This is a genomic window from Streptomyces sp. SM18, from assembly GCF_002910775.2.
Classification (GTDB): Bacteria; Actinomycetota; Actinomycetes; order Streptomycetales; family Streptomycetaceae; genus Streptomyces; species Streptomyces halstedii.
The window spans coordinates 6,418,154-6,441,158 of record NZ_CP029342.1; the positions used below are offsets into that span (position 1 = coordinate 6,418,154).

The following is a 23,005-nucleotide window of genomic DNA, read 5'->3' on the forward strand; positions in this document are numbered from 1 at the left end:
TCGCCGCGGGTTCAGTCGGTCTCCGGGTCGGAGGCGGGCGGCGGCGGGGTCTGCGCGGTGCGGGTCACGTCACCGACCACCTCGACCACATCAGGGCCGTACGCCTGTGAGTTGACCACCTTGAGCAGCAGGACGAAGGAGTGGGCGCGGTGTTTGCGCGCCAACTTCTCGTGGTTACGGGCCAGATAGCGGGTCGCCGCCTGGTTGGCGATGGCCCGCTGGCCGCAGAACAGGAAGACGGGACGACTGTCCTGACTGCCCGTCAGGCGGGCCAGCAGGACGTACTCGGCGACGCCGGTCTCCAGCCGGTAGCGGTCCGAGCCCAGCTGGAAGGCCGCACGGTCCTCGCCCGGTTCGGGGTCCGTGTTGATCCGTACACCGGGCAGTAGAGTCGCCAGATGGGCGGCCGTACGCCGGTTGGACCCGGGTCCGCCGACGCAGAACTCCGCGTGCTCGCCGTAGCCCTGCCGGCCGACGTCGTGGGAGAGGATCTGGACGTGGGCCGAGCAGTCCTTGACGATCGAGGAGAGTTCGAGCAGCGCGAAGACGTCATGGCGGTGGACCGCGCCGTCGGTGCCGGGGTCCCGGTTCACGACGAGCAGGCACTCGGAGTTCTCCGGCAGCCCGAAGAAGGCCTGCTTACGGCGGAGCCTGCGGCGCCAGAGGTAACTACGGGTGAACCAGCCCAGGGTGGCGCTGACACCCGCGGCTATGACACCCAGCACGATGTTGCGTACGTCGTCCGTCATGGCCGCGCATATTAGCGGTCATGGCCGTGTGCGGCCGAGGCGGTCCTGACGATCCGGGGGCGGCGGCGTTACCCTGCGCGGACGATCCTTCACTGGAGGTACGGATGCGTCGTTCCGTAGGCCGGAATGTGTCGTTCTTGAGCGTGATCGCCGTCGTCGGCTCTCTCGGTGCGGCCGCGCCCGCGGCCTCCGCGCCGGCCGCGCCACCGCCCAAGTCGCCGGTCGCGGTGGGATACGGGGGAGCCGTGTCGAGCGTCGACGCGGACGCGTCGGCCGCCGGTGTCGAGGTGCTCCGCAAGGGTGGCAACGCCGTCGACGCTGCCGTGGCCACTGCGGCGGCGCTCGGCGTCACCGAGCCCTACTCGGCGGGCCTCGGCGGTGGCGGCTACCTGGTCCTCTACGACGCCAGGACCCGCACCGTCCAGACCGTCGACGGCCGCGAGACCGCGCCCCGCAGCGCCGACTCCTCGCTCTTCCTGGAGGACGGCAAGCCGGTCCCCTTCGACGCGGCCGTCACCAGCGGACTGGCCGTCGGCACCCCCGGAACCCCGGCCACCTGGCAGAAGGCGCTCGACTCCTGGGGCAGCAAATCACTGCGGCAGGTGCTGGAACCGGCCGAACGCCTCGCCCGCGACGGCTTCGTGGTGGACGAGACCTTCCGCTCCCAGACCGCCGCGAACCAGGAACGTTTCGCCGACTTCCCGGCCACGGCCGAGCTGTTCCTGCCCGGCGGACGTCCACCGGCGGTCGGATCCGTCCTGAAGAACCCCGATCTCGCCCGCACCTACGAGACCTTGGGCCGCAAGGGCGTCGACGAGCTGTACCGGGGCGCGCTGGCCCGGGACATCGTGAAGACCGTCCGCACACCCCCGGTCGATCCGCGGTCCACCCGGGTCGTACGGCCGGGCGACCTCACCACCAAGGACCTGGCCTCCTACCGGGCACTGCGGCAGGCCCCCACCCGGATCGGCTACCGGGGCCTCGACGTCTACGGCATGGCCCCCTCCTCCTCCGGCGGCACGACCGTGGGGGAGGCGTTCAACATCCTTGAGTCCACGGACCTTTCGAAGGCGAGCGAGACGCGGTACCTGCACCGCCTCATCGAGGCCGGCCGCATCGCGTTCGCCGACCGGGGCCGCTGGGTCGGGGACCCGGCGTTCGAGGACGTACCGACCCGGGAACTGCTCGGTCAGCGCTTCGCCGACTCCCGCGCCTGCCTGATCAAGGACGACTCCGTCCTCACCAGCCCGCTCGCCCCCGGCGACCCGCGCCACCCCACCCGGTGCGCCACCGGCGGCACGGCCACGCCGACGACGTACGAGGGCGAGAACACGACCCATCTGACCACCGCCGACAAGTGGGGCAACGTCGTCGCCTACACGCTGACGATCGAGCAGACGGGCGGCAGCGGCATCACTGTGCCGGGCCGCGGTTTTCTGCTCAACAACGAGCTGACCGACTTCTCCTTCGCGCCGGCCGATCCCGCGGTGCACGACCCGAACCTGCCCGGACCGGGCAAGCGGCCCCGGTCGTCGATCTCCCCGACCATCGTGCTGGAGCACGGGAAGCCGGTCCTCGCCCTGGGCTCCCCGGGCGGCGCGACCATCATCACCACCGTGCTCCAGTCGCTCACCGGCCACCTGGACCGGGGCCTGCCCCTGGTCGACGCGATCGCCGCACCGCGCGCCAGCCAGCGCAACGCGGCGGCCACCGAGATCGAGCCCGCGCTGTGGAACAGCCCCCTGCGCGGCAGGCTGGAGGCGCTGGGCCACGTCTTCAAGGAGAACCCGGAGATCGGGGCCGCGACCGGCGTGCAACGGCTGCCGGACGGGCGCTGGCTCGCCGCGGCGGAGCCGGTACGCCGGGGCGGCGGCTCGGCGATGGTGGTGACGCCGACCGGACGCGGCTGAACCCGACGCGGCTGAACCGAAGGGGGCTGAACCGGGCGGGGTGACGGGAGGCGGCCGCACCGGGCGGCCCGACCGGGCGGGGCCGTTCCCGCGCCCCGCCCCGGAACCCTCAGCCCAGGAACCGCACCAGGGCCAGCAGCACCGCCGCGACCACGGCGCCGCCCACCAGGACACGGGGCGCACGGCGGGGCGCCACCACCCGCTCCGCCTCTGCCTCGGGCGGTCCGAGGCTCACGGCGCGGGCCGCGAGGCCGGACGGCGGACGCGGGGGGACGGCCACCCTCCAGGGCTGCCGGGTGTCGTACTCCACCACCATCACCCCGCGCTCGCGGGCGTTCTGGAGGTCCAGCGGGTGCAGCACCTTGATCCGGTACGGGGGACGGGCATCGGGCAGGACGGTGAGGTCGAACTCGAAGGCCGTGTCCGGGGAGCGGGCGTCGCGTGCGGTCAGCCGGGGGTCCCGGTGGACGGCCCGCGTCCCGTGCACCACGGCCGGGGCGTACGAGTTCCGGCCACCGGGACGCAGCGGCAGCGCGGCCCCGCCGGGGTCCACCCGTTCGGTCAGGTCGAGGACGACCAGGATCAGGACCGTCAGGTTCAGGCCGACCAGCAGCAGCCACCGGGGCCCGTCCCAGGCGCCGTGGACCAGGGCGGCCAGGGCGCAGCCGGTGATCAGCGCGGCGACCGCGGCGCGGGGGTTCACCGGACCTTCTTCCGCGGGGTGGAGAGCCTGTTCCGGGCGCGGTCGCCGGGGCGCTCCGCGTCATGCAGGGCGAGGGCCTTCCGGCCCAGGGCATGGCGTCCGACCACGGCGGGGAAGGTGCGGCGCACCCCGTCCGCGTCCTCGAAGGCGACCTCGACCCGGCCGCGCCCGCGCCCCACCGGTGACCAGCCGGTCAGCGAGGCTTCGGACACGGCGAGCCGGCGGCCCAGCCGCAGACGGTGCAGACCGCCGGTGCGGCGCAGGCTGACCGCGCCGCCGACGAGCGCCCAGACGGCTCCGGCGGCGGCGACCGCCTGCGCGACGGTGATCCAGTGACCGGCGGAGAACCAGCCGATCATCCAGTCGACGCTTTCGTCCTCGCGGATGTCGCCCGCGCCGACGGCGGCCCGCCACCCTCCGGCGAACGCGGTCCCGGCCAGTGCGAGCGCCACACCGGGGGCCGCGTGGTGCAGGAAGCGCCGCGCCATCAGGCTGAACGCGACGACCGCCGCGGCGCCCATCATCGGCGCCCCTCCGGCCAGGTCGTCGGTCCCGCAGTCGCTCTCGTCGCAGCTCCACACGACGTGCGTCACCTCTGAGGAGGCGATGTGGAACAGCATCCAGATCTGCCACGCCATGAGCGCGCACGCCATGAGCAGCGGGACGTGCCTGCCCGCGTTCCTCCGTGCCATCCCGTCCCTCTCCCCGTGTCCGGCGGCAGGCCGCGCCTGGCCGTGTCCTCCGGCTCCGGGCGGATGTCCCCGGGCGTCGGGTGAGGGGCCGGTCGTCCGCTCCGGCGGGCGGCCCGGCATGGTCCCGGGCGCCCGGCGCGGCCCGTGGGCACCGGTGGAGGCGACCTCCGTACGTACCGGTGTCCGGGCGACGCGGCCGAAACGATACCGGGTGCCGGTGACGGCCCCACGGGCGCGGTGGGGCGGCCGTCCCGGGGGCCGGAACTCGTAGCGTCCCCGGTGGCCGGGGGCCGGTGGCCGGGGGCCAGGGCCCGCCGGCGGGCCCCGCGGCGCCCGCCACGGCTCCCGGCCCTGCCGCCCCGAGGCTCAGAGCGCGGTGAGGATACGCGGTCCGTCCCTGGTGATCGCCACCGTGTGCTCGGCGTGGGCGGCCTGGCTGCCGTCGCTCGTGCGCAGGGTCCAGCCGTCCGGGTCGTGACGGAACTCGTCGCCTCCGCCCGCGATCAGCATCGGCTCGATGGCCAGTACCATCCCGTGCCGCAGGGCCATGCCGCGACCCGGGCGGCCCTCGTTCGGGACGGACGGGTCCTCGTGCATCGACCGGCCCACCCCGTGCCCGCCGTACCCCTCCATGATCCCGTACCCGGCGCTCCGGCAGACCGTGCCCACGGCGTGGGCGATGTCGCCGATCCGGTTGCCGACGACCGCCGCCGCGATGCCCGCCTCCAGCGCCGCGAACGCGGTGTCGACCAGCCGGGTGTCGGCGGGGCGGGCCCGGCCGACCGTGAAGCTGATCGCGGAGTCACCCACCCAGCCGTCCAGCGTGGCGCCCGCGTCGATGCTCACCAGGTCGCCGTCACGCAGCCGTTGGCCGGTCGGGATGCCGTGCACGATCGCGTCGTTGACGGACACGCAGATGACCGCCGGGAACGGGGTGGGCGCGAAGTGCGGGCGGTAGTTGAAGAACGGTGAGGTGGCGCCCGCGGCCCGCAGCACCTCGCGCGCCGTGCTGTCGAGCTCCCGCGGCGACACGCCGACCACGGCCGCTTCCCGTGCGGCGGTGAGCACCTGGGCCACGACCCGGCCGGCCTCGCGCATCGCCTCGATGGATGAATCTGTCTTGAGCTGAACCATGCCAATTACTATACCGGTCTCAGCGGTATTAGAATGACGGCATGGTACGGACACCTCTGACCCCGGAAGAGCGCCGACGCGGCGAACGCCTCGGCGAACTGCTGCGCCTGGCGCGCGGTCCGCGCAGCATGGTCGCGGTCGCCGCGAGCGCGGGGATCTCCGCCGAGACCCTGCGCAAGATCGAGACGGGCCGCGCCCCGACCCCCGCCTTCTTCACCGTGGCGGCGCTGGCGGGCGCCCTCGGCCTGACCATGGACGACCTGCTCGCCCGGTGCACGGCGGAGCCGGTGGACCCGGCCGGTCCGGCGGACCCGGCAGAGCCACCGGCGGAGGTCGGGGCCCTGCCGCTCATCGCGTAGGGCCGAGTAGGGTCACCTCCGTGACTCTCCAGGACTTCGCCCGCAGCGAGTACGTCAGCCTGACCACCTACCGCAAGGACGGCACCCCCGTCGCCACGCCCGTATGGTCCGCGGTCGACGGGGACGTGCTGTACATCTGGACGCGGTCCGACTCCTGGAAGGTCAAGCGGCTGCGCGCCGACAGCCGTGTCCGGGTGACGGTCTGCGACGTACGCGGGCGGATCGCCGAGGGTGCGCCGAGCGCCGAGGGGACGGCCCGGCTGCTCGACACGGCCGGGACGGCGGCGGTGCGCAAGCTGCTCGCCCGCACGTACACCTGGAAGTTCTGGCTGGTGGACGTGCCCGCCATGGTCGTACGGCTCGGCAAGCGCCCGCACACCGGCATCGCGGTCACCTTCTGATCGCCGGTCACCTCTCATGCGTGCCCTGACGGGCCGTCAACCGTAAGTCGCTCAGCAGGGATCGCGCCACACGTCGAGGTCGAGGCGCTTGCGCATGGACGACAGCTTCAGGGCGCGGGACTCTGCGCAGAAGTCCTCGGTGCGTTCCTCGTACTCCACGTGGAAGACGGCCTTGCCCGCCGCCACGAACGGCTTCAGCCGCTCGCACTCCCCGTACTGCGCGCACTCCTCGTTGACCGCGAAGTCGAAGTGCCGGACCAGTTGCGGGATCTGGGCCAGATCGTTCTTCAGGCCGACGGACAGCCCCCGCTCGTGGACGATGTCCGCGATCATCCGGTTGTACGCCACCTGGTCGGCCCCGCTGAGAGGGAAGCCGGTCTTGTTCGCGTACCCCTCCAGGAGGTCCGGCTCCACCGCGTCGAAGCCCTTGGTCCGGCACATGTCCACCCGGCGTTCCATGATCGGACGCAGGACGTCCAACCGGCGGATGTCCAGCCAGCGTTCACCGTCCCAGCCGTTGGTCCTGCCGAGCACGGACGCCGGGAAGGACTTGTGGTCCGGCCGGAAGTCCTCCCAGGCACCCGCGTTGAGGTAACAGATCACCTTGCGCCCGTCCGCGTGCAGGCGGGCCACGTCCGCGGCCGAGTTCTCGAAACCGTCGATGTCGTAGACCGGTACGTCCACCGACGGGTCCACCCTGCCGTCCAGCTGCCACTGCCACGGCGTCCCCGGCCGGGGACGCCACCGGGCGGCCTCGGGGGAGGAGGAACCGGGCGAGCGGCTCTCCGCGGTGCGGCCCGGCGTGGAGGAACCGGCTGCGGGCCCACCGCCCGGCGCCTCGGTTCCGTCCGTGGTTCCGTCCGTGCTTTCGCCCCCGCCCTCGCGCGGGACCCCCGGGCTCGTACGTCCGGACGGGGAGGGCATCGGGCCGCCGCTCGCACTCCCGTGTTCCTCGCCGCTCCCGGTGGTGCATCCGGCCAGCACCGCCGCCACGAGGGCGGCGGCCGGCAGCAGACGCGCCCGGCCCGGACGCCCGCCCCGGGCCGTCACTGCCCACCGCCCAGTGCCGGCGTCAACCGCGACCAGGGGTTGGGCAGTTCGCCGGTGACCGGCCCCGACACCGCCGCGCCGCGCTCGCGGGCGGTACGGACGGCCAGCGGGATCAGCGCGGCGGGAACCCCGTAGACCAGATGGCAGAACCGGTCGGGTGGCTGCCGCACCGCCCACTCCGGCCTGCTGAAGGCCGACACATAGGTCGACCAGTGCCCCTCGAACGTCACGACGAGATCGGCCGCCCGGACGTATCCCGGTGCCGGGTGCACGCCGGGATTCAGTGCCACCAGTGGGACCCCCGACCGTCTGATCCGCCGCACCAGCCGTCGGCAGGCGGGCAGTTCGGCCGGTCCGGAGGGGGTCCGGTCGAGGAAGCAGCCGTCCGCCTGGTACCAGTCCCGGTGCTTCGCGACCTCGTCCGCGACCTCGGACGGCGGACGTTCGCCGTAGTCGGTGTCCACATAGCCGAGCACATGCGCACCCGCCGACCGCAGGGCACCGGCGGCGGAGACATAGGCGGGGTCGGGGGCCGTGCCCGGCCCGCTCGCCGGATTGAGCACGACCGCGTACGTGCGCCGCGCGGCCGCGATCAGCCGGTGCCAGGCGCCGGGGTCCTCGGCCGGATGGACGTAGAGGGGGACGAGGAGGCTCACGGGGCACGACCGCCTTCCACCGACGCGGGCAGGAGCCGTGGGGGCGGCGGCGCGGCCCCCGCCTCCCACAGCGCGGTCAACGCCTCGTCCAGGGAGAACGCCGGCCGCCACCCCAGGGCGGTGCCGGCCGCCGAGTTGTCCGAGCACTGCCATGAAACCCCTCCCGAACGCACCGAACCGCCCTTCTCGCCCCGCTCCTCGATCCGCCCCGGGAACCCGGCGATCCGGGCCAGCGAGGCCACCAGCTCCCGCACCGGGACGGCCCGGCCCCCGCCGATGTTCAGCACACCGGGCAACGGCCCCGGCGCGGTCGCCGCCAGAACCGCCGCACGCGCCACGTCCCGTACGTCCACGAAATCGCGGTACGCGGACAGGTCACCCAGCCGGAGCACCGCCTCCGGGTCGCGGCCCGCCGCGCGCAGCAGTCCGGCGACCCGGCCCGGCAGACCGGCCGACGGGGCTCCCGGACCCACCGGATTGCCCACGCGCAACACCACCGCGTCGAGTCCGGACGAGGTCACGGCCACCGTGCCGGCCAGCTTGGTCGCGCCGTACGGGGCGACCGGGCCGGTGGCCGCCGACTCGGTCACCGCGACGCCCTCGGCGCCCGGCCCGTACTCCGCGGCGGACCCGAGGTGCACGAGCCGCGCCCCGGGTGCCGCACGCCGCAGCGCGGCACACAGCACCGCGGGGCCCCGGGCGTTGGCCTCGGCGAGTTCCACGGCGTCACCGCCGACCGCCCCGGCGCAGTTGATCACCGCGTCGGGGGCCGCGGACTCCAGGGCCCACGCCGACGCGTCGATGCCGGCGTCGGCCAGATCGACGCGGTACCGGTCGCCGGGTGACCGGCCCGCCCGCAGGAGGACCGTGTCCGGCGTACGGTCCAGCAACGCGGCGACATGGCCGCCGAGATAGCCGGTGGCGCCGAGGACGAGAACACGCATGACGAGGTCAGACTCCCTTGAGCAGCAGCGACTTGCGGCTGGTGAACTCCGCGTTGGCCTGGTCGTAGTCGTCGGGGCGCCCTATGTCGAGCCAGTAGCCATCGAACTCGTACGCGTGCGGCGGATTCTGACGCTCCAACAGATCGAGCACGAGTTCGTCGAAGCCCAGGGGCAGCCCGGGGGTGTAGGGGTCCAGCGTCTCCCGCGAGAGACCGTAGACGCCCATGGAGACGCGGTAGTCCATGCTGGGCTTCTCGGTGAAGGCGACGACCCGGCTGGCGTCGGTCGTCAGCACCCCGAAGTCGATGTGCACCTTCCGGGCGTACGTGGCGATGGTCAGCGGGGCGTTCGACTCCCGGTGCCGGCGCAGCACGTCGGCGTAGTCGAGGTCGGTGAGGATGTCGCCGTTCATCACGAGGAACGACTCCGGAAGTCTCTCGCGCAGGTTGAGCAGGGGCCCCATCGTACCGAGCGGGCTCTCCTCGGTGGCGTAGTCGATGTCCAGGCCCCACTGGGAGCCGTCGCCGACATAGGCCCGGATGATCCCTCCCAGATGACCGATCGCGAGGGTGCAGCTGGTGAATCCGGCATCGGCGAGCTGCCGCAGCACGATCTCCAGGATCGCGTGCTGGTCACCGATCGGCACCAGGGGTTTGGGCAGTGCGGTGGTGTAGGGCCGCAGCCGGACACCCTTGCCACCCGCCAGGATCACTACGTGCATGGGTTCCTCCATCGTCGACGTGGTGCGTGGTCGTGCCGGACGGGTCAGACGTTGTAGATGCCGGTCTTGTAGCGCGCCAGGTTGGCCGGGTCCTGGAAGAACTCGGCCGTGCGCGCGAGGCCCCGCTCCAGGTCGTGGGCGGGCGCCCAGCCGGTGGTCTCGCGCAACCGGGTCGCGTCCGCGACGAGCCGCATCACCTCGGAGGCCGCCGGCCGGACCCGCTCGGCGTCCTCGCGGACCTCCACCTCGGTACCGGTCACCTTGCCGATCAGGGCGACCAGGTCACCGACGGAGATCTCGCCGCCGGTCCCGGCGTTGAAGGTCCGGCCCACCACCTGACCGGCGTCGGCGGTCCCCACGGCGAGGAACGCCCGCGCGGTGTCCTCGACATAGGTGAAGTCCCTGGTCGGCCGCAGATCGCCGAGGGTGATGACGCGCTCCCCGGCGGCGAGCTGGCCGATGACGGTCGGGATCACGGCCCGCATCGACTGCCGGGGACCGAAGGTGTTGAACGGCCGCAGCGTCACCACGGGTGTGCCGAAACTGGCGTGGTAGCTGTCGGCCAGCCGGTCCCCGCCCGCCTTCGACGCCGCGTAGGGGGACTGGGTGTGGATCGGGTGGTCCTCGGTGATCGGCACGGTCTGCGCGGTGCCGTACGTCTCGCTGGTGGACGTGTGTACGAGCCGGGGGGTGCCCAGCGCGCGTACGGCCTCCAGGACGTTCAAGGTGCCGGTGACATTGGTGTCCACGTAGCTGTGCGGGGCCCGGTAGCTGTACGGGATGGCGATGAGCGCGGCCAAGTGGTAGACGCAGTCGGCCCCTTCGGCGAAGCCGCGAACCGAACCCGGGTCCCGTACGTCGCCGAGGACGATCTCGACCTCGGCCAGCACCTCCTCGGACAGGGTCTCCAGCCAGCCGTACGAGGAGAAGGAGTTGTACTGCGCCATGGCCCGTACGCGGTGCCCGGCGGCCACGAGGGCTTCGACGAGGTGCGAGCCGATGAATCCCTCGGCTCCGGTGACGGCGGCGAGCGGGGTGGAGGTCAACGTGACGGTTCCTTTCGGTCGGTGACGCGTAATCAGATGAAGCCGGGTGAGGCGCGGCCCCTTCAGGCGTGGGCCGAGGGCCGCCCCAGCGTGCGCAGCGCCCACGCCCCCAGGGCGGCCGCGGCCGCCCCGTAACAGAGGGACAGGGCCAGGAGATCCCGCTCGACACCGATCAGGGTGACGGCCCCCACCGAGGCGGCCGCCGTGAGGCACACGGCGGCCGGTACCCACGCCACCCCGAACGCCTGAAGGAGCAGTGCCGTCCACAGGGTCGCCGCGATCAGCAGCAGCGGCACCGGTTCGGCGCCGGTGAGCAGCGCGGCGGGGGCCAGGGGCGCGAGGTACGCGAGCAGGCAGAGCCCGAGGACCCCGGCGGAACGCAGCCGGAACGCCGCCGGGGTGGCCGCCGCCCGCAGGGCCGCCACGGACAGTCCGCGGTACCGGTACAGCAGCCACTCGGCGAGCCCCATGCTCACCGTCAGCACGACGACCGCGTACGGCTCCCGCCGCCCCTCCACCAGCACCAGCACCCCCGCCGCCAGACCGAACAGGCCGTACGGCAGGGAGAGCACCGGCCGGGGCCGGGCGGCGCCGGGGGCGGGCGCGGTGCGCAGCGGGCCGGCGAGGGCCCGGCCGGCCGCGGCGACGGTCGCCACGACCGACAGCAGGGGCAGGGCGACCCTCGCCGGGGTCCCGGGCTCCCACCACGGCAGCACCGCCGCCACCGCGACGACCGGGGCGAGCGCGGCCAGCAGCAGCCGTTCCCGGCCCAGCACCAGCAGCACACCGGCCCCCGCCAGATACACCGACTGCCCGGCCACGAACAGCGCGGTCGGGCCCACCCCGGCCACCGCCGTCCCGGCCGCCGTCGCCAGCACGGCACCCACCGGCGCCCCCGCCAGCAGCGTCCGGCCGCACTCCCGGGGGCCCGAGGCCAGCCGCAGATAGGCGCGGTGGCCGAGCGCCTGCCCCCAGGCCCAGGAGACGAGCCCCGCCACGACCAGGGCGGCGACGCCCCGGCCGGACGCCCACAGCGGCCCGGTGAGCAGGTGCGCGAGACCCGGAAGGGCGAACAGCGCCCCGCGCAGGGCACATCGCACATGGTCCGGCCGCCACGGATCGGCGGGGCGCGGCGGTTCGGGGAAGCTGCGCGGCACCCGTTCGTGGAGGGCCGCGGCGAGCGAGAACAGGTCCGGGTGGCCGTAGGTGTCGCGGATGACCTCCGCGGCCAGACCCTCCGACTCCAGCACCGCGGCGACCTCGTACGGGTGCACGGCGGGGCCGATACGGTCGGTCAGCTCGGCGGCGAGGCGGTCCACCGCGTCCTCGTGCGGGCCCCGGCCCGGGAGGCGCAGGGCGACGGTCCGCTCACGGTCGTCGTCGGCCAGCCGCAGGGACAGCGTGTCGTCCGTGGAGCCGCCGGGTTCCAGTGCCAGCGGTCCGCTCATCCGGCCACGCTCCTGGCGACGGGCTCGGGCGCCGGACCGGCGTACGGCGAGGGGGCCGGGTGCGCCGCCGGGCCGGGGTGCGGCGACGGCGCGGCGTACGGCGACGGTCCGGGGTGCGCCGCCGGGCCGGGGCGAGACGGCTCACCAAGGTGCGGCCGCGCGTGCCGTGGCGGGCCGCCCACGAGGGCCGGCGCGAGGACCGGGCCGACGACCGGGGCCGGGGCGGCATGCGGCCCCCCGGCGGCCGGGCCGAGCCCCGCCGCCGCAGGGCCGAGCCCCGCCGTACGGACGCCCGGACGGCCGGTCCCGAAGGCCCGGTCGGAGGCGGCCGCGACACCGGTGCCGGCGGTCCCGGCCCCCGGGGCCGCCGTCGTGGCCGCGCCCGCGAGCGTGCCGGGGTACGCCGCCTCGGCGGCCTCCGTCGCCCGGTCCGCGCCGCGCTCGGAGAGTTCGAGGTAGATGGAGCGGAAGGTGTCCACGGTCTGCCGGAGGGTGAACTGTTCGATCACCCTCAGCCGGGCCGCCTCGCCCATCCGCCCCCTGCGTTCCGGGGCGCCCAGCAGCTCCAGCGCCGCCGCGGCCATCGCGGCCGGATCGCGCGGCGGCACGACCAGCCCGGTGTCGCCGACGGCCTCCCGTACCCCGCCGACATCCGTGGAGACGGTGGCCCGTCCGCATGACATCGCCTCGATGAGGGTGAAGGGGAAGCCCTCGCTGATGCTGGACAGCATGACGACGTTACCGGCCGCGTACGCGTCCGTGATGTCGTCCACCCGGCCCTCGAACGTGACCGCGTCCGCGTGCCCGAGCCGTTCGGCCAGCGCCTCGCACCGCTGCCGGTAGGCCTCGCCGCCGCGCGGAGTGCCGCCGAACAACCGCAGCCGGGCGGACGGCAGTCGCTCGCGGACCAGGGCGAAGGCGCGGATCAGCGTCTCCAGGTCCTTGATCGGGTCGACCCGTCCGGCCCAGCTCAGGGTGGGCACGTCGGGCTCGGGCCCGGCGGGTGGGAAGGCGGCCGGGTCCACGCCGTTGTAGACCGTGCGGATCAGCCGGGGGTCGGCCCCGCCCTGCTCCTCCCACAGCCGGTTGTAGCGGTTGCCCGGGGTGATGAGGGCGGCCCGCCGGTAGGTCTCCTCGGCCAGCAGCCGGAAGAAGCCGAGGACGACCGCCTTGACGGGCCACCGGTAGGGAGCGGTGCGGTAGCCGAGGTAACGCTCCCTCAGGTACACCCCGTGCTCCGTCAACAGCAGCGGCACACCGTGCCGTTCGAGTGCGGCGAGGCCCGGAAGCACCGCGACCCCGCCGCTCACCGCGTGGGCCACACCGTCCCGGGGCGGGGCGGCGGCCAGCGGGCGCAGCGCGTGTTCGACGAGGGTGAGTGCGGTGAGGGCGTCGTGCAGGGTGGGCCGGGCCTCACGGACCATCAGCCCCGGCCGGTTCCACACCGAGGTGAGCACCGATATCGCCCGGTCGCTGCGGAGGAAGGGACTCAGCGCCCCGTCACCCGCCGCGTGGGCCATCGTGTACAGGGCGGGCGCGAAGCCGTCCTCGGCGCACGGGTCGAGCAGGGCCGTGGCGAACCGCTCCCAGGCGGCGGCGAGCCGCCGCCCACGCCGGCCGCGCGGTGGCTGACCGGCCGGTGTGGGCCCCCACATGGGGACGGAACGGATGCGGGAGACGTGCGAGGGCGTGTCCCACACGACGGGTTCCCGCCCGGTGCCGGTCACGGCGACGACCTCGAACTCGATGTCAGGCATGCCCTGGACGATCTGGTCGCACCAGACGCTCACCCCGCCGTGGCTATGGGGATATGTTCCTTCGGTGAGCAGCGTGACTCGCGTCGCGTGAGGCGGTCGTGAGCCGTGGAGAACGTGCATGGATGGCTCCACCATCGGGTCTGTGAGGGCATGCCGGTGCCGGCGCAGGCCGGCACCGCGCGCGTGCGTGCGGGGCCGGTCAGTTCTTCGGCGTGTACGGAGCGGGCTCGGTGACCCCGGCGGGGACGGGGAGCCGGGGCGCGGTGCTCGTCGGGTCGAAGACGCCGCCCGCGGCCACGGCCGGCGCGGACGCCGACGCCGGCAGGGTGAGGGTGAGCGGCTGCGTGCCGGGCACGGTCCAGCCGGACAGCCCGCCCGCGTAGGCGTCACCGAACGCGGCGGACCCCTCGGACGTCCCGGCGGGCATCGTCGCGGGGACGGCCACCCCTTCGGGCGCCCGCACGGTCACCGTGGAGCCGACGCGGTACGCGACGACCTCGCCCGCCTCCAGGGCCGTCCGCCACTCCTGCCGCTGCCGCATCTCCGTGCCGATGTCCTCCATGCGCAGGTTCACCAGCGGGGTGTCGTCGGCGAACAGCGCCGCGTACCCGTCGGTGACACCGGTCAGCACCGGGTAGGCGATGCGGTCCTCGGCCAGGTTCGACTGGTGGATGAAGTGCGGCCGGGGGTCGTTGGCGAGGACGTGTCCCAGCGCGATCCGCGTCTCCAGCGGCACGATGTAGTCCTCGTAACCCGTCGCCGGGTCCAGCGGCTCCGGCAGGCAGGTGGAGGTGGCGGGGTTGTCCTCGCAGATGCCGCTGCCGCCCTGGGCGCGGGAGGTGTAGATCCAGTTGTACTCGTCGACCTGCTCGGCCGCGTGTCCGGCGTTGTAGAAGATGTTCATCGGGTAGCGCGACACCGTCAGCGCGGGGCCGACCTGACGCTGCCGCGGATCACGGGAGTTGTCCGACCCGATCCACTCGATGCCGTTGTCGGAGAGGGCGCCCGCCAGGTTCGGGTTGTCCTGGGGCTGCTGCGGGGTGACCTTCATACCCGAGTGCTCGCCGGTCACCAGCTCACCGGGGCGCAACGGCAGACCGGCGGCCTCGCCCCAGGCGCGGTTGGTGGAGATCTCGTCGGAGATCTCGGCGCGCGTGACCCATTCGGTGGCGCCGCCGGGGGTGGTGGCGCACTTCCACGGCACCACGGTGGTGTCCTGGACACAGCCGAGGAAGGCGTGCGTGTACGTGTGGTTGATCCAGCGGAAGGCGTTGCGGTCCGTGACGAACCGGTCGGCCAGCGCGTCCGCGCCGCCGTTCTCCGCGCGGTGGTCCACGCTGCCCACGGCGTTGTACGCCAGGTCCAGGGTCAGGCCGTGCGCGTCCTGCCAGGCGGTGGCGTGGGCGACGTCGTCCGGCTCCATGCGGATCGGGTCGGGCTCGACACTGCTGTCGGCGCAGTCCACGTCCCCCGGGGTGCAGTTGAGGTCGGAGTTCCAGCGGTCGTCGGCGGCGAACACGTCGTCCACGTGGACGGCGAAGTAGTTGTGCGAGGCCCCCAGACGGGTGCCGCCGGTCATCCAGTCCACGATGCCGCGCGCCAGCAGCCGGAACTGCTGCTGGTACTGGTTGTAGACGAACGTGACGACCAGCTCGCGCCGCCCGTCGTGCCGGTACTCGCCCACCAGCGAGCCCCGGGCGGTCTTCCCCGGGATCGGCGCGTCGACGTACGGGGTGAAGTCCGCGCCGTCGGCCGGGGTGGACAGGTAGGCGTAACTCTCCCCGACGGTCGGCGAGATGTCCTCGAAGGGCACGTCACCGTCGAGGTAGCCGAAGGGGCCGGCCAGACCGGCCGCCGTCACCTCGGCCCGGACACCGTCCACGCTGCCCGCGTACCCGCCGTTGTCCGGGGTCTTCAGCCCGGCCGCGGGGCGCGCGTAGGTGTAGGCGTCCACCTGCGGGATCGCGTACGTCTGCTCGTACGCGGCGAGCGCCGCCATCTCGGCCGAACCGGCCGGGAAGGGGTTGTCGTTGGGCAGGACCACGGCCTGGAACTTCGCGCGCTGCCGTCCCTCCACCGTGTCCGCCAGGAAGCCGGCGTCGATGACCGGGCGGCCCGGCGCGGTGAGGTCGATCTCGGTCCAGGGCGTGCCCGCCGTGTCGAGTTCGGCGGCTATCGCGCCGGTGGCCGGGCCGCCGTCGCTCACGACCAGGACCCGCAGATCGACGCGGGGCGTCGTGCCGTCCGCCTGTGCCGGGCCCGCGGACAGGCTCAACGAGGCCAGGAGTGTGCCCACCGCGCATAAGACCGCGTGGATGTGGCGCTTCATGCTTCGGTCCCCTCCCCAGGGCGGAGTGTGCGGCGCTCCGTGGAAACGCGCACGACTCCGTGCGGGCGCCGGCGCCCCCCTCAGGTACCGGTCACTCGCATCAGTCCCTCCATATCGTGATGGGCCTATGAAGCTTTTGTGTGACTAGCGCGAAACGTGACGGAAAACCGCAGGTAGGTAATGAGCTGGGGAGTGGGGGCAAACCGGCCGGACGGGCGTCGTCCTGCCAGGACCCGATGGTGGTACTGGCTCCGTGACCTGGGACGACGTCGTTGTGAGCGCGGGGTGGCGGCAGCCGTGGACGGCTGTGCCGGGGGAGCGGCGGCGGTTCCGCGGTCCGGGCGTTCCGGAGCATTACGAGCGGTTTCAGGTCAACCCGGCCGTGGAACGACGGTGGCGGCCGGCCCGCGCGCGGTGCGCGGGCCGGCCGCCGATGGCGTGCCGGGTGCGGGGCCGGAACCGACTTTCGACACAGGCCCTAGGTGCGGTTCGAAGGGAGCGCGGTCACGCGCAGAGCACGCGGGTCTCGGGGGTGTACACCGGGCCGCCGGTGACGCTCGTGCTGTCGCTGAACTCCGTGTAGAAGTACGAGTAGAAGCCGATGTCGCCGTTGCACCCTGAGTCGTCCGCGATCTTCAGGGTGAGGGTGACGGTCCTGGCCTGGCCGGGCGGCACGGTGGTGCCGTAGTTGCCGCCGAGGTCGGCGGGCCCGGTGCCCGAACAGGGGGTGCTGCCGGTGGCGGTGGCCAGGCTGCATCCGGTGAAGCTGTACCGCAGGTCGGGGCGCTGGGTGGTCAGCCAGGTCGGGTCGATCGTCTGGTAGACGAACCAGACGTCGTAGTTCTGGTGGTTGGTGAGCGTCATCGACAGGTTCACCGTGCCGCCCGGCGTGGTGGTGGCCGTGTCGGTGGTGAAGGTCAGCTCGGCCGGCTCCGCGGCGTGCGCGGCCGGTGCCAGGCCGAACAGGGCGAGGAAGAGGGCGAAGACGGAGGCGAGTCCCAGGCGTCTCATCTGTGTGCGTCGCATGGCCGGGAGGCTATGAGAGCCGTGACGCGGTCGTCTGCCCGGTCGGCGGACCGGGCGCGCGATGCGGCCGGAAGTGTTCGCGGTGTGAAGGTATCGTGACGCCACCTTCACGGCATGGGTGCGGGTGTGTTTCCGCACGACGCGGGGGACGGGAGTCACCTCTGCTCCGGGTCCGCCCCGGGTCCCGGCCGGGAGCGGGCGCCGTCGCGGCAATGGCGCATACCGGTCGCTTCCCCGGGCGCGGCGGGGCGCGCGGGCACCCCGGAGCGGGACCGCGACAGCCCCCGCACATCGGCGTAGGACAGCGCGACCGGTTCGCTCGCCCGGCCGTCCCGGACGCCGGTCGCGGTGGCCACCGCCGCCTCCAGTGCGCGCCGGTAGAGCAACGAGCCGAGGCTGATCCTGCGGACACCCAGCGCGGCCAGTTCCGCGAGGCTCGAACCGCCCGGTGTGTACAGGATGTTCAGCGGGACCACCGAGCGGGCGGCGAGTGCCGAGATCTCGGCCGGGTCGCGGAGTCCCGGTACGAACACCCCGTCCGCCCCGGCCTGTTGGTAGACCGCGAGGCGCGCCTCGGTCTCCTTTGTCCGCTTGCCCAGCCAGTGGGTGTCGGTGCGCGCGTTCACGAACAGCGCGGGCGCGGCCGCCTTGACCGCGGTGATCTTCGCGGCGTGCAGACCGGCCGGGGCGAGCGTGCCGTCCGGGCGGCCGTCCTCAAGATTGATCCCCGCCGCGCCCAGGCGGTACAGCTCACGGGCCAGTCCGGCCACCTCCGCCACGTCGTCGCTGAAGCCGCCCTCCGCGTCGACGCTGAACAGGAAGGAGTCCTGCCCGAGACGTCGTGCCAGCGCCAGGGTCGCGTCGCGGGTGGCCGCAGTCCCGTCCGGCAGGCCTACGGCGGCGGCCACGCCCAGGCTGGTCGTGCCGATCGCGGGGAACCCCTGCCCGGCCAGGGCGGCCGCGGAGGCGTGGTCCCAGGCGTTGGGCAGCAGCAGAGGGGTGTCCTGGTGGTGCAGCAGCGCGAAATCGCCCGGCGGGCGCCCGCCGGCCGGGGTGTCCGGGGCGCCGCCCGACGCGGTTCCGGAGGGCTCGTCGTGGTCGGCCCCGTGCGTCGTGTGCGTCATACTCCGACGCTAGGCGCGGGACCGTTCGGTGAGGACCGAACCGTCCTCGGCGGATCAGGAGAGGCTCCCGATCCGCGCGAAACCCCCGGTCGGGGTGTGGACCGCTCGGGTGCGATACATGATCGACTCCGTCCGCTGCACGGCGATGGTCTTGCCCCGCTGTGGGGCGGGGCTTACGTTCTCCTCCTATGCACCGTGTCCACGTGCGTGGAGATCGCGTAGAGGCCCTCTGACACCGCGTCGAAGGAGCAGCTCATGTCCGATGTCGTACGCGCCGCACTTGTCCAGGCGACCTGGACCGGCGACACCGAATCCATGATCGCCAAGCATGAGGAACACGCCCGTGAGGCCGCCCGGCAGGGCGCGAGGGTCATCGGCTTCCAGGAAGTGTTCAACGCCCCGTACTTCTGCCAGGTCCAGGAGCCCGAGCACTACCGCTGGGCCGAGGCCGTACCCGACGGGCCGACCGTCCGGCGCATGCGGGACCTGGCACGCGAGACGGGCATGGTGATCGTCGTGCCGGTCTTCGAGCGCGAACAGTCCGGCTTCTACTACAACACCGCGGCGGTCATCGACGCCGACGGCTCGTACCTCGGCAAGTACCGCAAGCACCACATCCCCCAGCTCAGGGGCTTCTGGGAGAAGTACTACTTCAAGCCCGGCAACGCCGGCTGGCCGGTCTTCGACACCGCGGTCGGCAGGGTCGGCGTCTACATCTGCTACGACCGGCACTTCCCCGAGGGCTGGCGTCAACTCGGTCTCAACGGCGCACAGTTGGTCTACAACCCGTCGGCCACCTCACGCGGCCTCTCCAGCTACCTCTGGCAGCTGGAACAGCCCGCCGCCGCCGTCGCCAACGAGTACTTCATCGCCGCGATCAACCGGGTCGGCCAGGAGGAGTACGGCGACAACGACTTCTACGGGTCGAGCTACTTCGTCGACCCGCGCGGCCAGTTCGTCGGGGACGTGGCGGACGACAAGACGGAGGAACTCCTCGTCCGCGACCTCGACTTCGGCCTGATCGACGAGGTACGGCAGCAGTGGGCCTTCTACCGCGACCGCCGCCCGGACGCGTACGACGGGCTGGTGGAGCCGTGACCGGACTGCACGAGCGGCACCTCGCCGTCAGCCCGGAGTGGCTGTCCCTCTACTACCGCCGGCCCCTGGAGCTCACCCGGGGCGAGGGCCGGCACGTCTGGGACGCGGACGGCAACCGCTATCTCGACTTCTTCGGCGGCATCCTCACCACCATGACCGCCCACGCCCTCCCCGAGGTCACCAAGGCCGTCTCGGAGCAGGCCGGACGGATCATCCACTCCTCGACGCTCTACCTCAACCGCCCCCTGGTGGAACTCGCCGAGCGCGTCGCCTCGCTCTCCGGAATCCCCGACGCCCGGGTCTTCTTCACCACCTCGGGCACCGAGGCCAACGACACCGCCCTGCTGCTCGCCACCGCCCACCGGGGGTCCAACCAGATCCTGGCGATGCGCAACAGCTACCACGGCAGGTCCTTCTCGACGGTCTCCGTGACGGGCAACCGCTCCTGGTCGCCCACCGCCTTCTCCCCGCTCCAGACCACGTACGTCCACGGCGGAGTCCGGCACCGGGGCCCCTACGCGGAGCTGGGCGACGCCGAGTTCATCGAGGCATGTGTCGCGGACCTGGAGGACCTGCTCGGACACGTCAGGACGCCCGCGGCCCTGATCGCCGAACCCGTCCAGGGCGTCGGAGGGTTCACCGCGCCCCCCGACGGGCTGTACGCCGCCTTCCGCGAGGTGCTCGACCGGCACGGCGTCCTGTGGATCTCCGACGAGGTGCAGACCGGCTGGGGCCGGACCGGGGACCACTTCTGGGGCTGGCAGGCGCACGCGGGGAACGGCCCGCCGGACATCCTGACGTTTGCCAAGGGCATCGGCAACGGCATGTCGATCGGCGGGGTCGTCGCCCGCGCCGACGTCATGAACTGCCTGGACGCCCACTCCATCTCCACCTTCGGCGGTTCCCCCGTCACCATGGCGGCGGGTCTGGCCAACCTCTCCTACCTGCTGGAACACGACCTCCAGGGCAACGCGCGCCGGGTCGGCGGACTGCTCATCGAACGGTTGCGGGCGGTCGGCGCGCGCTCGCCGGCCGTACGCGAGGTGCGGGGCCGGGGCCTCATGATCGGCATCGAACTGGTGCGGCCCGGCACCGACGACGCCGACCCGGACGCCGCCTCGGCCGTCCTGGAGGCGGCCCGCGCGGGCGGGCTGCTCATCGGGAAGGGCGGCGGGCACGACACCAGCGTCCTGCGCGTCGCACCGCCCCTCTCGCTCACCGTCGCCGAGGCGGAGGAGGGCGCGGAGATCCTGGCCGACGCCCTGCGCGCGGCCGGGTGAGACGAGAGGGCCCGCCCACCGGGCGTACCGGACCGGCACAGGACGCCCGTGGGTCCGGCGCGTCCCGCGTATCCGACCGAGAGGAAGACGAGTTGTGGCACGCACGCTGATCACCGGGGGCCTGGTCGTCACCGCGTCCGACGAACTGCACGTGGACGTGCTGGTCGACGGCGGACGCGTCGTCGCCCTCGCCACCCACGACAGCCACGGCTGGACCGCCGACCACGTCATCGACGCGACGGGCCGGTACGTCATCCCCGGAGGCGTCGACGTCCATACGCACATGGAGATGCCGTTCGGCGGCACCACCGCCTCGGACACCTTCGAGACCGGCACCAGGGCGGCCGCGTGGGGCGGCACGACGACCGTCGTGGACTTCGCGATCCAGCCCAAGGGCGGCTCCCTCATGGAAGGGCTCGACGCCTGGCACGAGAAGGCCGAGGGAGGGTGCGCGATCGACTACGGCTTCCACATGATCATGTCGGACGTGAACGAGTCCTCGCTCCGGGAGATGGACCGGCTCGTCGAACTGGGTGTCACCTCCTTCAAGCTCTTCACCGCCTATCCGGGGGTCTTCCTCTCCGACGACGGCCAGATCCTCCGGGCCATGCAGCGCGCCGGTTCCAACGGCGGCCTGGTGATGACGCACGCGGAGAACGGCCTGGCCATCGACGTGCTCGTGGAACAGGCGCTCGCCCGAGGGGAGCGGGACCCGCGCCACCACGGCGAGGTGCGCCGGGCGCTCCTGGAGGCCGAGGCGACCCACCGCGTCATCAAGCTCGGCCAGGTCGCGGGCGCACCCGTCTACGTGGTGCACGTGTCGGCCCGGGAGGCCGTCGCCGAGGTGGCGAAGGCCCGCGACGAGGGCCTCCCCGTCTTCGCGGAGACCTGCCCCCAGTACCTCTTCCTGTCCACCGACAACCTCGCCGAGCCGGGCTTCGAGGGCGCGAAGTACGTCTGCTCCACGCCGCTGCGCCCGGCCGACCACCAGGAGGCCCTCTGGCGCGGGCTGCGGACGAACGACCTCCAGGTGGTCTCGACGGACCACTGCCCGTTCTGCTTCAAGGGGCAGAAGGAGATGGGCCTGGGTGACTTCTCCAAGATCCCGAACGGGCTGCCCGGCGTCGAGAACCGCATGGACCTGCTGCACCAGGCCGTGCTGGACGGTCACATCGACCGCCGCCGCTGGATCGACCTCGCCTGCGCGGCACCCGCCCGGATGTTCGGCCTCTATCCGAGGAAGGGCACCATCGCACCGGGGTCCGACGCGGACATCGTCGTCTACGACCCGCACGCGGAGCAGACCCTCTCCGCCGCCACCCACCACATGAACGTCGACTACTCGGCGTACGAGGGGAAGCGGGTGACGGGACGGGCGGAGACGGTGCTCTCCCGGGGCGTCCCGGTGATCGCGGACCGCGCCTACGTCGGCCACGCCGGCCACGGCGTGTACCTGCCGCGCGGACTCTGCCAGTACGCGAACTGACCTGGGGCCGTCGGCGGCGCCCCCCGCGCCCTCGCTACTGTGAGGCCATGCGACCGACCCCCTCCGCCGGCCCCGGGCGCGCCGGGGGCCACGGCGTGACCAGGGAGACCCGCACCGTCCCGGAGCCCGCCCCGAGCGCGGCCCACGCGCCGTTCGTCATCCACGGCTACGACGAACTCGTCGACCGTGACACCAGCTGGAACGCGCACGCCCATCCCTGGGACGAACTGCTGTGGAACGAGCGCGGCGCCTCCATGGCCGTGGTCGGCGAGCGCGCCTGGACGATCACCCCGACGCTCGGCCTCTGGATGCCCGCCGGTACCCGGCACTCCGGCTCGGCGGTCGCCGGCACCTGGTTCCGCGCGCACTTCTTCGGCCGTGCCACCACGCCCTCGCTCTCGGACGTGCCCGTGGCCGTCGAGATCACCCCGCTGCTCCGCCTCCTGCTCGAACGGCTCGGCGACACCGGCCTGCCCCCGGACTCCCGGGCGGCGACGGAGGTCATGGTCCTCGACGTGCTCACGCCGTCCCCCCGCGAACTGCTGGTGCACGTCCCGGCGTCCGCGCTGCTGCGGCCGATAGCCGACGCCGTGCGGGAGAACCCGGGCGACCGGCGGACGCTGTCCCACTGGGCCGCCGAACTGGGCGTGAGCCCCCGCACGATCACCCGTGTCTTCAACGCCGAGACCGGAACCAGCTTCGCCCGCTGGGTCGCCGGGGTCCGCGCGCAGCACGCGGTGGCGCTCCTGACCCGGGGCTGGGAGGTGGACGTCGTCGCGGAGGAGGTCGGCTACCGCTCGGCGAGCGCCTTCGGCGCGGCCTTCCGGCGTACGACAGGACTGACGCCCGGCTCGTTCCGGGCCCGCTGAGCTCCGCTGAGCTCCGCTGAGGCCCGCCGAGGCCCGCCGGGGTCCGCCGAGCCGGGGGAGTCCCGGACGTCCCGCAACACAGCGCGGCCGAAAACCGCCGCATGGATGTCCCGATCGCTACAGCCGATGTCTCAAAGGGGTGATTGCGACATCGAAGTGACTTTCATAAGGTTCGAAGGCAAGCCTTACCTAAGTTACTTGTGCCAGTCCGGTGACCGCTCCA

Annotated in this window: 21 protein-coding genes; 7 read left to right on the top strand and 14 right to left on the bottom strand. The window is 73.1% G+C overall.

The genetic code is table 11. The annotated features are described in order from the left end of the window. Nucleotides 1-11: 11 nt before the first annotated feature. Nucleotides 12-749: a hypothetical protein gene (locus tag B9S64_RS28550; RefSeq protein WP_103489188.1), complete on the bottom strand. Its 738-nt coding sequence runs from the start codon at nt 747-749 to the stop codon at nt 12-14. Nucleotides 750-853: 104 nt separating this feature from the next. Here B9S64_RS28550 and ggt point away from each other — a divergent pair, with 104 nt between their 5' ends. Next, the gene (ggt, locus tag B9S64_RS28555; RefSeq protein ID WP_103489187.1) at nt 854-2,659 is read left to right on the top strand and encodes a gamma-glutamyltransferase; all 1,806 of its coding nucleotides are present in this window, start codon (nt 854-856) and stop codon (nt 2,657-2,659) included. 109 nt (nt 2,660-2,768) lie between these two features. Here the strand turns inward: ggt and B9S64_RS28560 are convergent, their stop codons facing one another. The 3 genes from B9S64_RS28560 to map all read right to left on the bottom strand — a co-directional run bounded on the left by B9S64_RS28560 (nt 2,769) and on the right by map (nt 5,188). After that, on the bottom strand, nt 2,769-3,362 hold the full coding sequence (locus tag B9S64_RS28560) for a hypothetical protein (RefSeq protein ID WP_103489186.1): 594 nt from the start codon (nt 3,360-3,362) through the stop codon (nt 2,769-2,771). Further along, complete coding sequence (locus B9S64_RS28565; protein ID WP_103489185.1) at nt 3,359-4,054, bottom strand: hypothetical protein; 696 nt, start codon at nt 4,052-4,054, stop codon at nt 3,359-3,361. The genes B9S64_RS28560 and B9S64_RS28565 overlap by 4 nt, the downstream gene beginning before the upstream one ends. Before the next feature lie 366 nt (nt 4,055-4,420). After that, a complete protein-coding gene (gene map / locus B9S64_RS28570; protein WP_103491407.1) occupies nt 4,421-5,188 on the bottom strand; it encodes a type I methionyl aminopeptidase in 768 nt (255 codons plus the stop codon). Nucleotides 5,189-5,229: 41 nt separating this feature from the next. Here map and B9S64_RS28575 point away from each other — a divergent pair, with 41 nt between their 5' ends. Both B9S64_RS28575 and B9S64_RS28580 read left to right on the top strand, forming a co-directional pair. Continuing rightward, on the top strand, nt 5,230-5,547 hold the full coding sequence (locus B9S64_RS28575) for a helix-turn-helix domain-containing protein (protein WP_103491408.1): 318 nt from the start codon (nt 5,230-5,232) through the stop codon (nt 5,545-5,547). 20 nt (nt 5,548-5,567) lie between these two features. Further along, on the top strand, nt 5,568-5,948 hold the full coding sequence (locus B9S64_RS28580; RefSeq protein WP_103491409.1) for a PPOX class F420-dependent oxidoreductase: 381 nt from the start codon (nt 5,568-5,570) through the stop codon (nt 5,946-5,948). A gap of 51 nt (nt 5,949-5,999) precedes the next feature. Here the strand turns inward: B9S64_RS28580 and B9S64_RS28585 are convergent, their stop codons facing one another. The 10 genes from B9S64_RS28585 to B9S64_RS28630 form a co-directional block, all read right to left on the bottom strand. After that, nucleotides 6,000-6,998 (bottom strand): endo alpha-1,4 polygalactosaminidase, encoded by a 999-nt coding sequence (locus tag B9S64_RS28585; RefSeq protein WP_103491410.1) that lies wholly within the window; start codon nt 6,996-6,998, stop codon nt 6,000-6,002. Beyond that, nucleotides 6,995-7,654: a spherulation-specific family 4 protein gene (locus tag B9S64_RS28590; RefSeq protein WP_103491411.1), complete on the bottom strand. Its 660-nt coding sequence runs from the start codon at nt 7,652-7,654 to the stop codon at nt 6,995-6,997. The genes B9S64_RS28585 and B9S64_RS28590 overlap by 4 nt, the downstream gene beginning before the upstream one ends. Beyond that, a complete protein-coding gene (locus B9S64_RS28595) occupies nt 7,651-8,598 on the bottom strand; it encodes an NAD(P)-dependent oxidoreductase (protein WP_103491412.1) in 948 nt (315 codons plus the stop codon). The genes B9S64_RS28590 and B9S64_RS28595 overlap by 4 nt, the downstream gene beginning before the upstream one ends. Before the next feature lie 7 nt (nt 8,599-8,605). After that, the gene (locus B9S64_RS28600) at nt 8,606-9,319 is read right to left on the bottom strand and encodes a sugar phosphate nucleotidyltransferase (protein WP_103491413.1); all 714 of its coding nucleotides are present in this window, start codon (nt 9,317-9,319) and stop codon (nt 8,606-8,608) included. Between the two features lie 44 nt (nt 9,320-9,363). Then, complete coding sequence (locus tag B9S64_RS28605) at nt 9,364-10,365, bottom strand: SDR family NAD(P)-dependent oxidoreductase (protein WP_103491414.1); 1,002 nt, start codon at nt 10,363-10,365, stop codon at nt 9,364-9,366. A gap of 62 nt (nt 10,366-10,427) precedes the next feature. Beyond that, nucleotides 10,428-11,813, bottom strand: coding sequence for a hypothetical protein (locus B9S64_RS28610; RefSeq protein ID WP_109492159.1), 1,386 nt, complete (start codon nt 11,811-11,813; stop codon nt 10,428-10,430). Next, complete coding sequence (pelF, locus tag B9S64_RS28615; protein ID WP_258317587.1) at nt 11,810-13,690, bottom strand: GT4 family glycosyltransferase PelF; 1,881 nt, start codon at nt 13,688-13,690, stop codon at nt 11,810-11,812. Before pelF ends, B9S64_RS28610 begins: the two co-directional genes overlap by 4 nt. A gap of 79 nt (nt 13,691-13,769) precedes the next feature. Continuing rightward, entirely contained in the window at nt 13,770-15,899 is a 2,130-nt protein-coding gene (locus B9S64_RS28620) for a hypothetical protein (protein ID WP_103489013.1), read from the bottom strand. 504 nt (nt 15,900-16,403) lie between these two features. Beyond that, entirely contained in the window at nt 16,404-16,925 is a 522-nt protein-coding gene (locus B9S64_RS28625) for a hypothetical protein (protein WP_258037696.1), read from the bottom strand. A gap of 155 nt (nt 16,926-17,080) precedes the next feature. Continuing rightward, on the bottom strand, nt 17,081-18,049 hold the full coding sequence (locus B9S64_RS28630; RefSeq protein ID WP_103489011.1) for an isocitrate lyase/phosphoenolpyruvate mutase family protein: 969 nt from the start codon (nt 18,047-18,049) through the stop codon (nt 17,081-17,083). Between the two features lie 255 nt (nt 18,050-18,304). On the opposite strand from B9S64_RS28630, the gene B9S64_RS28635 reads away from it, so the two are divergent. From B9S64_RS28635 to B9S64_RS28650, 4 genes are all read left to right on the top strand, one after another. After that, entirely contained in the window at nt 18,305-19,147 is an 843-nt protein-coding gene (locus B9S64_RS28635) for a nitrilase-related carbon-nitrogen hydrolase (protein ID WP_103489010.1), read from the top strand. Further along, nucleotides 19,144-20,427: an aspartate aminotransferase family protein gene (locus B9S64_RS28640; protein ID WP_103489009.1), complete on the top strand. Its 1,284-nt coding sequence runs from the start codon at nt 19,144-19,146 to the stop codon at nt 20,425-20,427. The genes B9S64_RS28635 and B9S64_RS28640 overlap by 4 nt, the downstream gene beginning before the upstream one ends. A gap of 94 nt (nt 20,428-20,521) precedes the next feature. Further along, nucleotides 20,522-21,913: a dihydropyrimidinase gene (gene hydA, locus B9S64_RS28645; protein ID WP_103489008.1), complete on the top strand. Its 1,392-nt coding sequence runs from the start codon at nt 20,522-20,524 to the stop codon at nt 21,911-21,913. 95 nt (nt 21,914-22,008) lie between these two features. Beyond that, the gene (locus B9S64_RS28650; protein ID WP_103489014.1) at nt 22,009-22,782 is read left to right on the top strand and encodes an AraC family transcriptional regulator; all 774 of its coding nucleotides are present in this window, start codon (nt 22,009-22,011) and stop codon (nt 22,780-22,782) included. Nucleotides 22,783-23,005 lie beyond the last annotated feature (223 nt).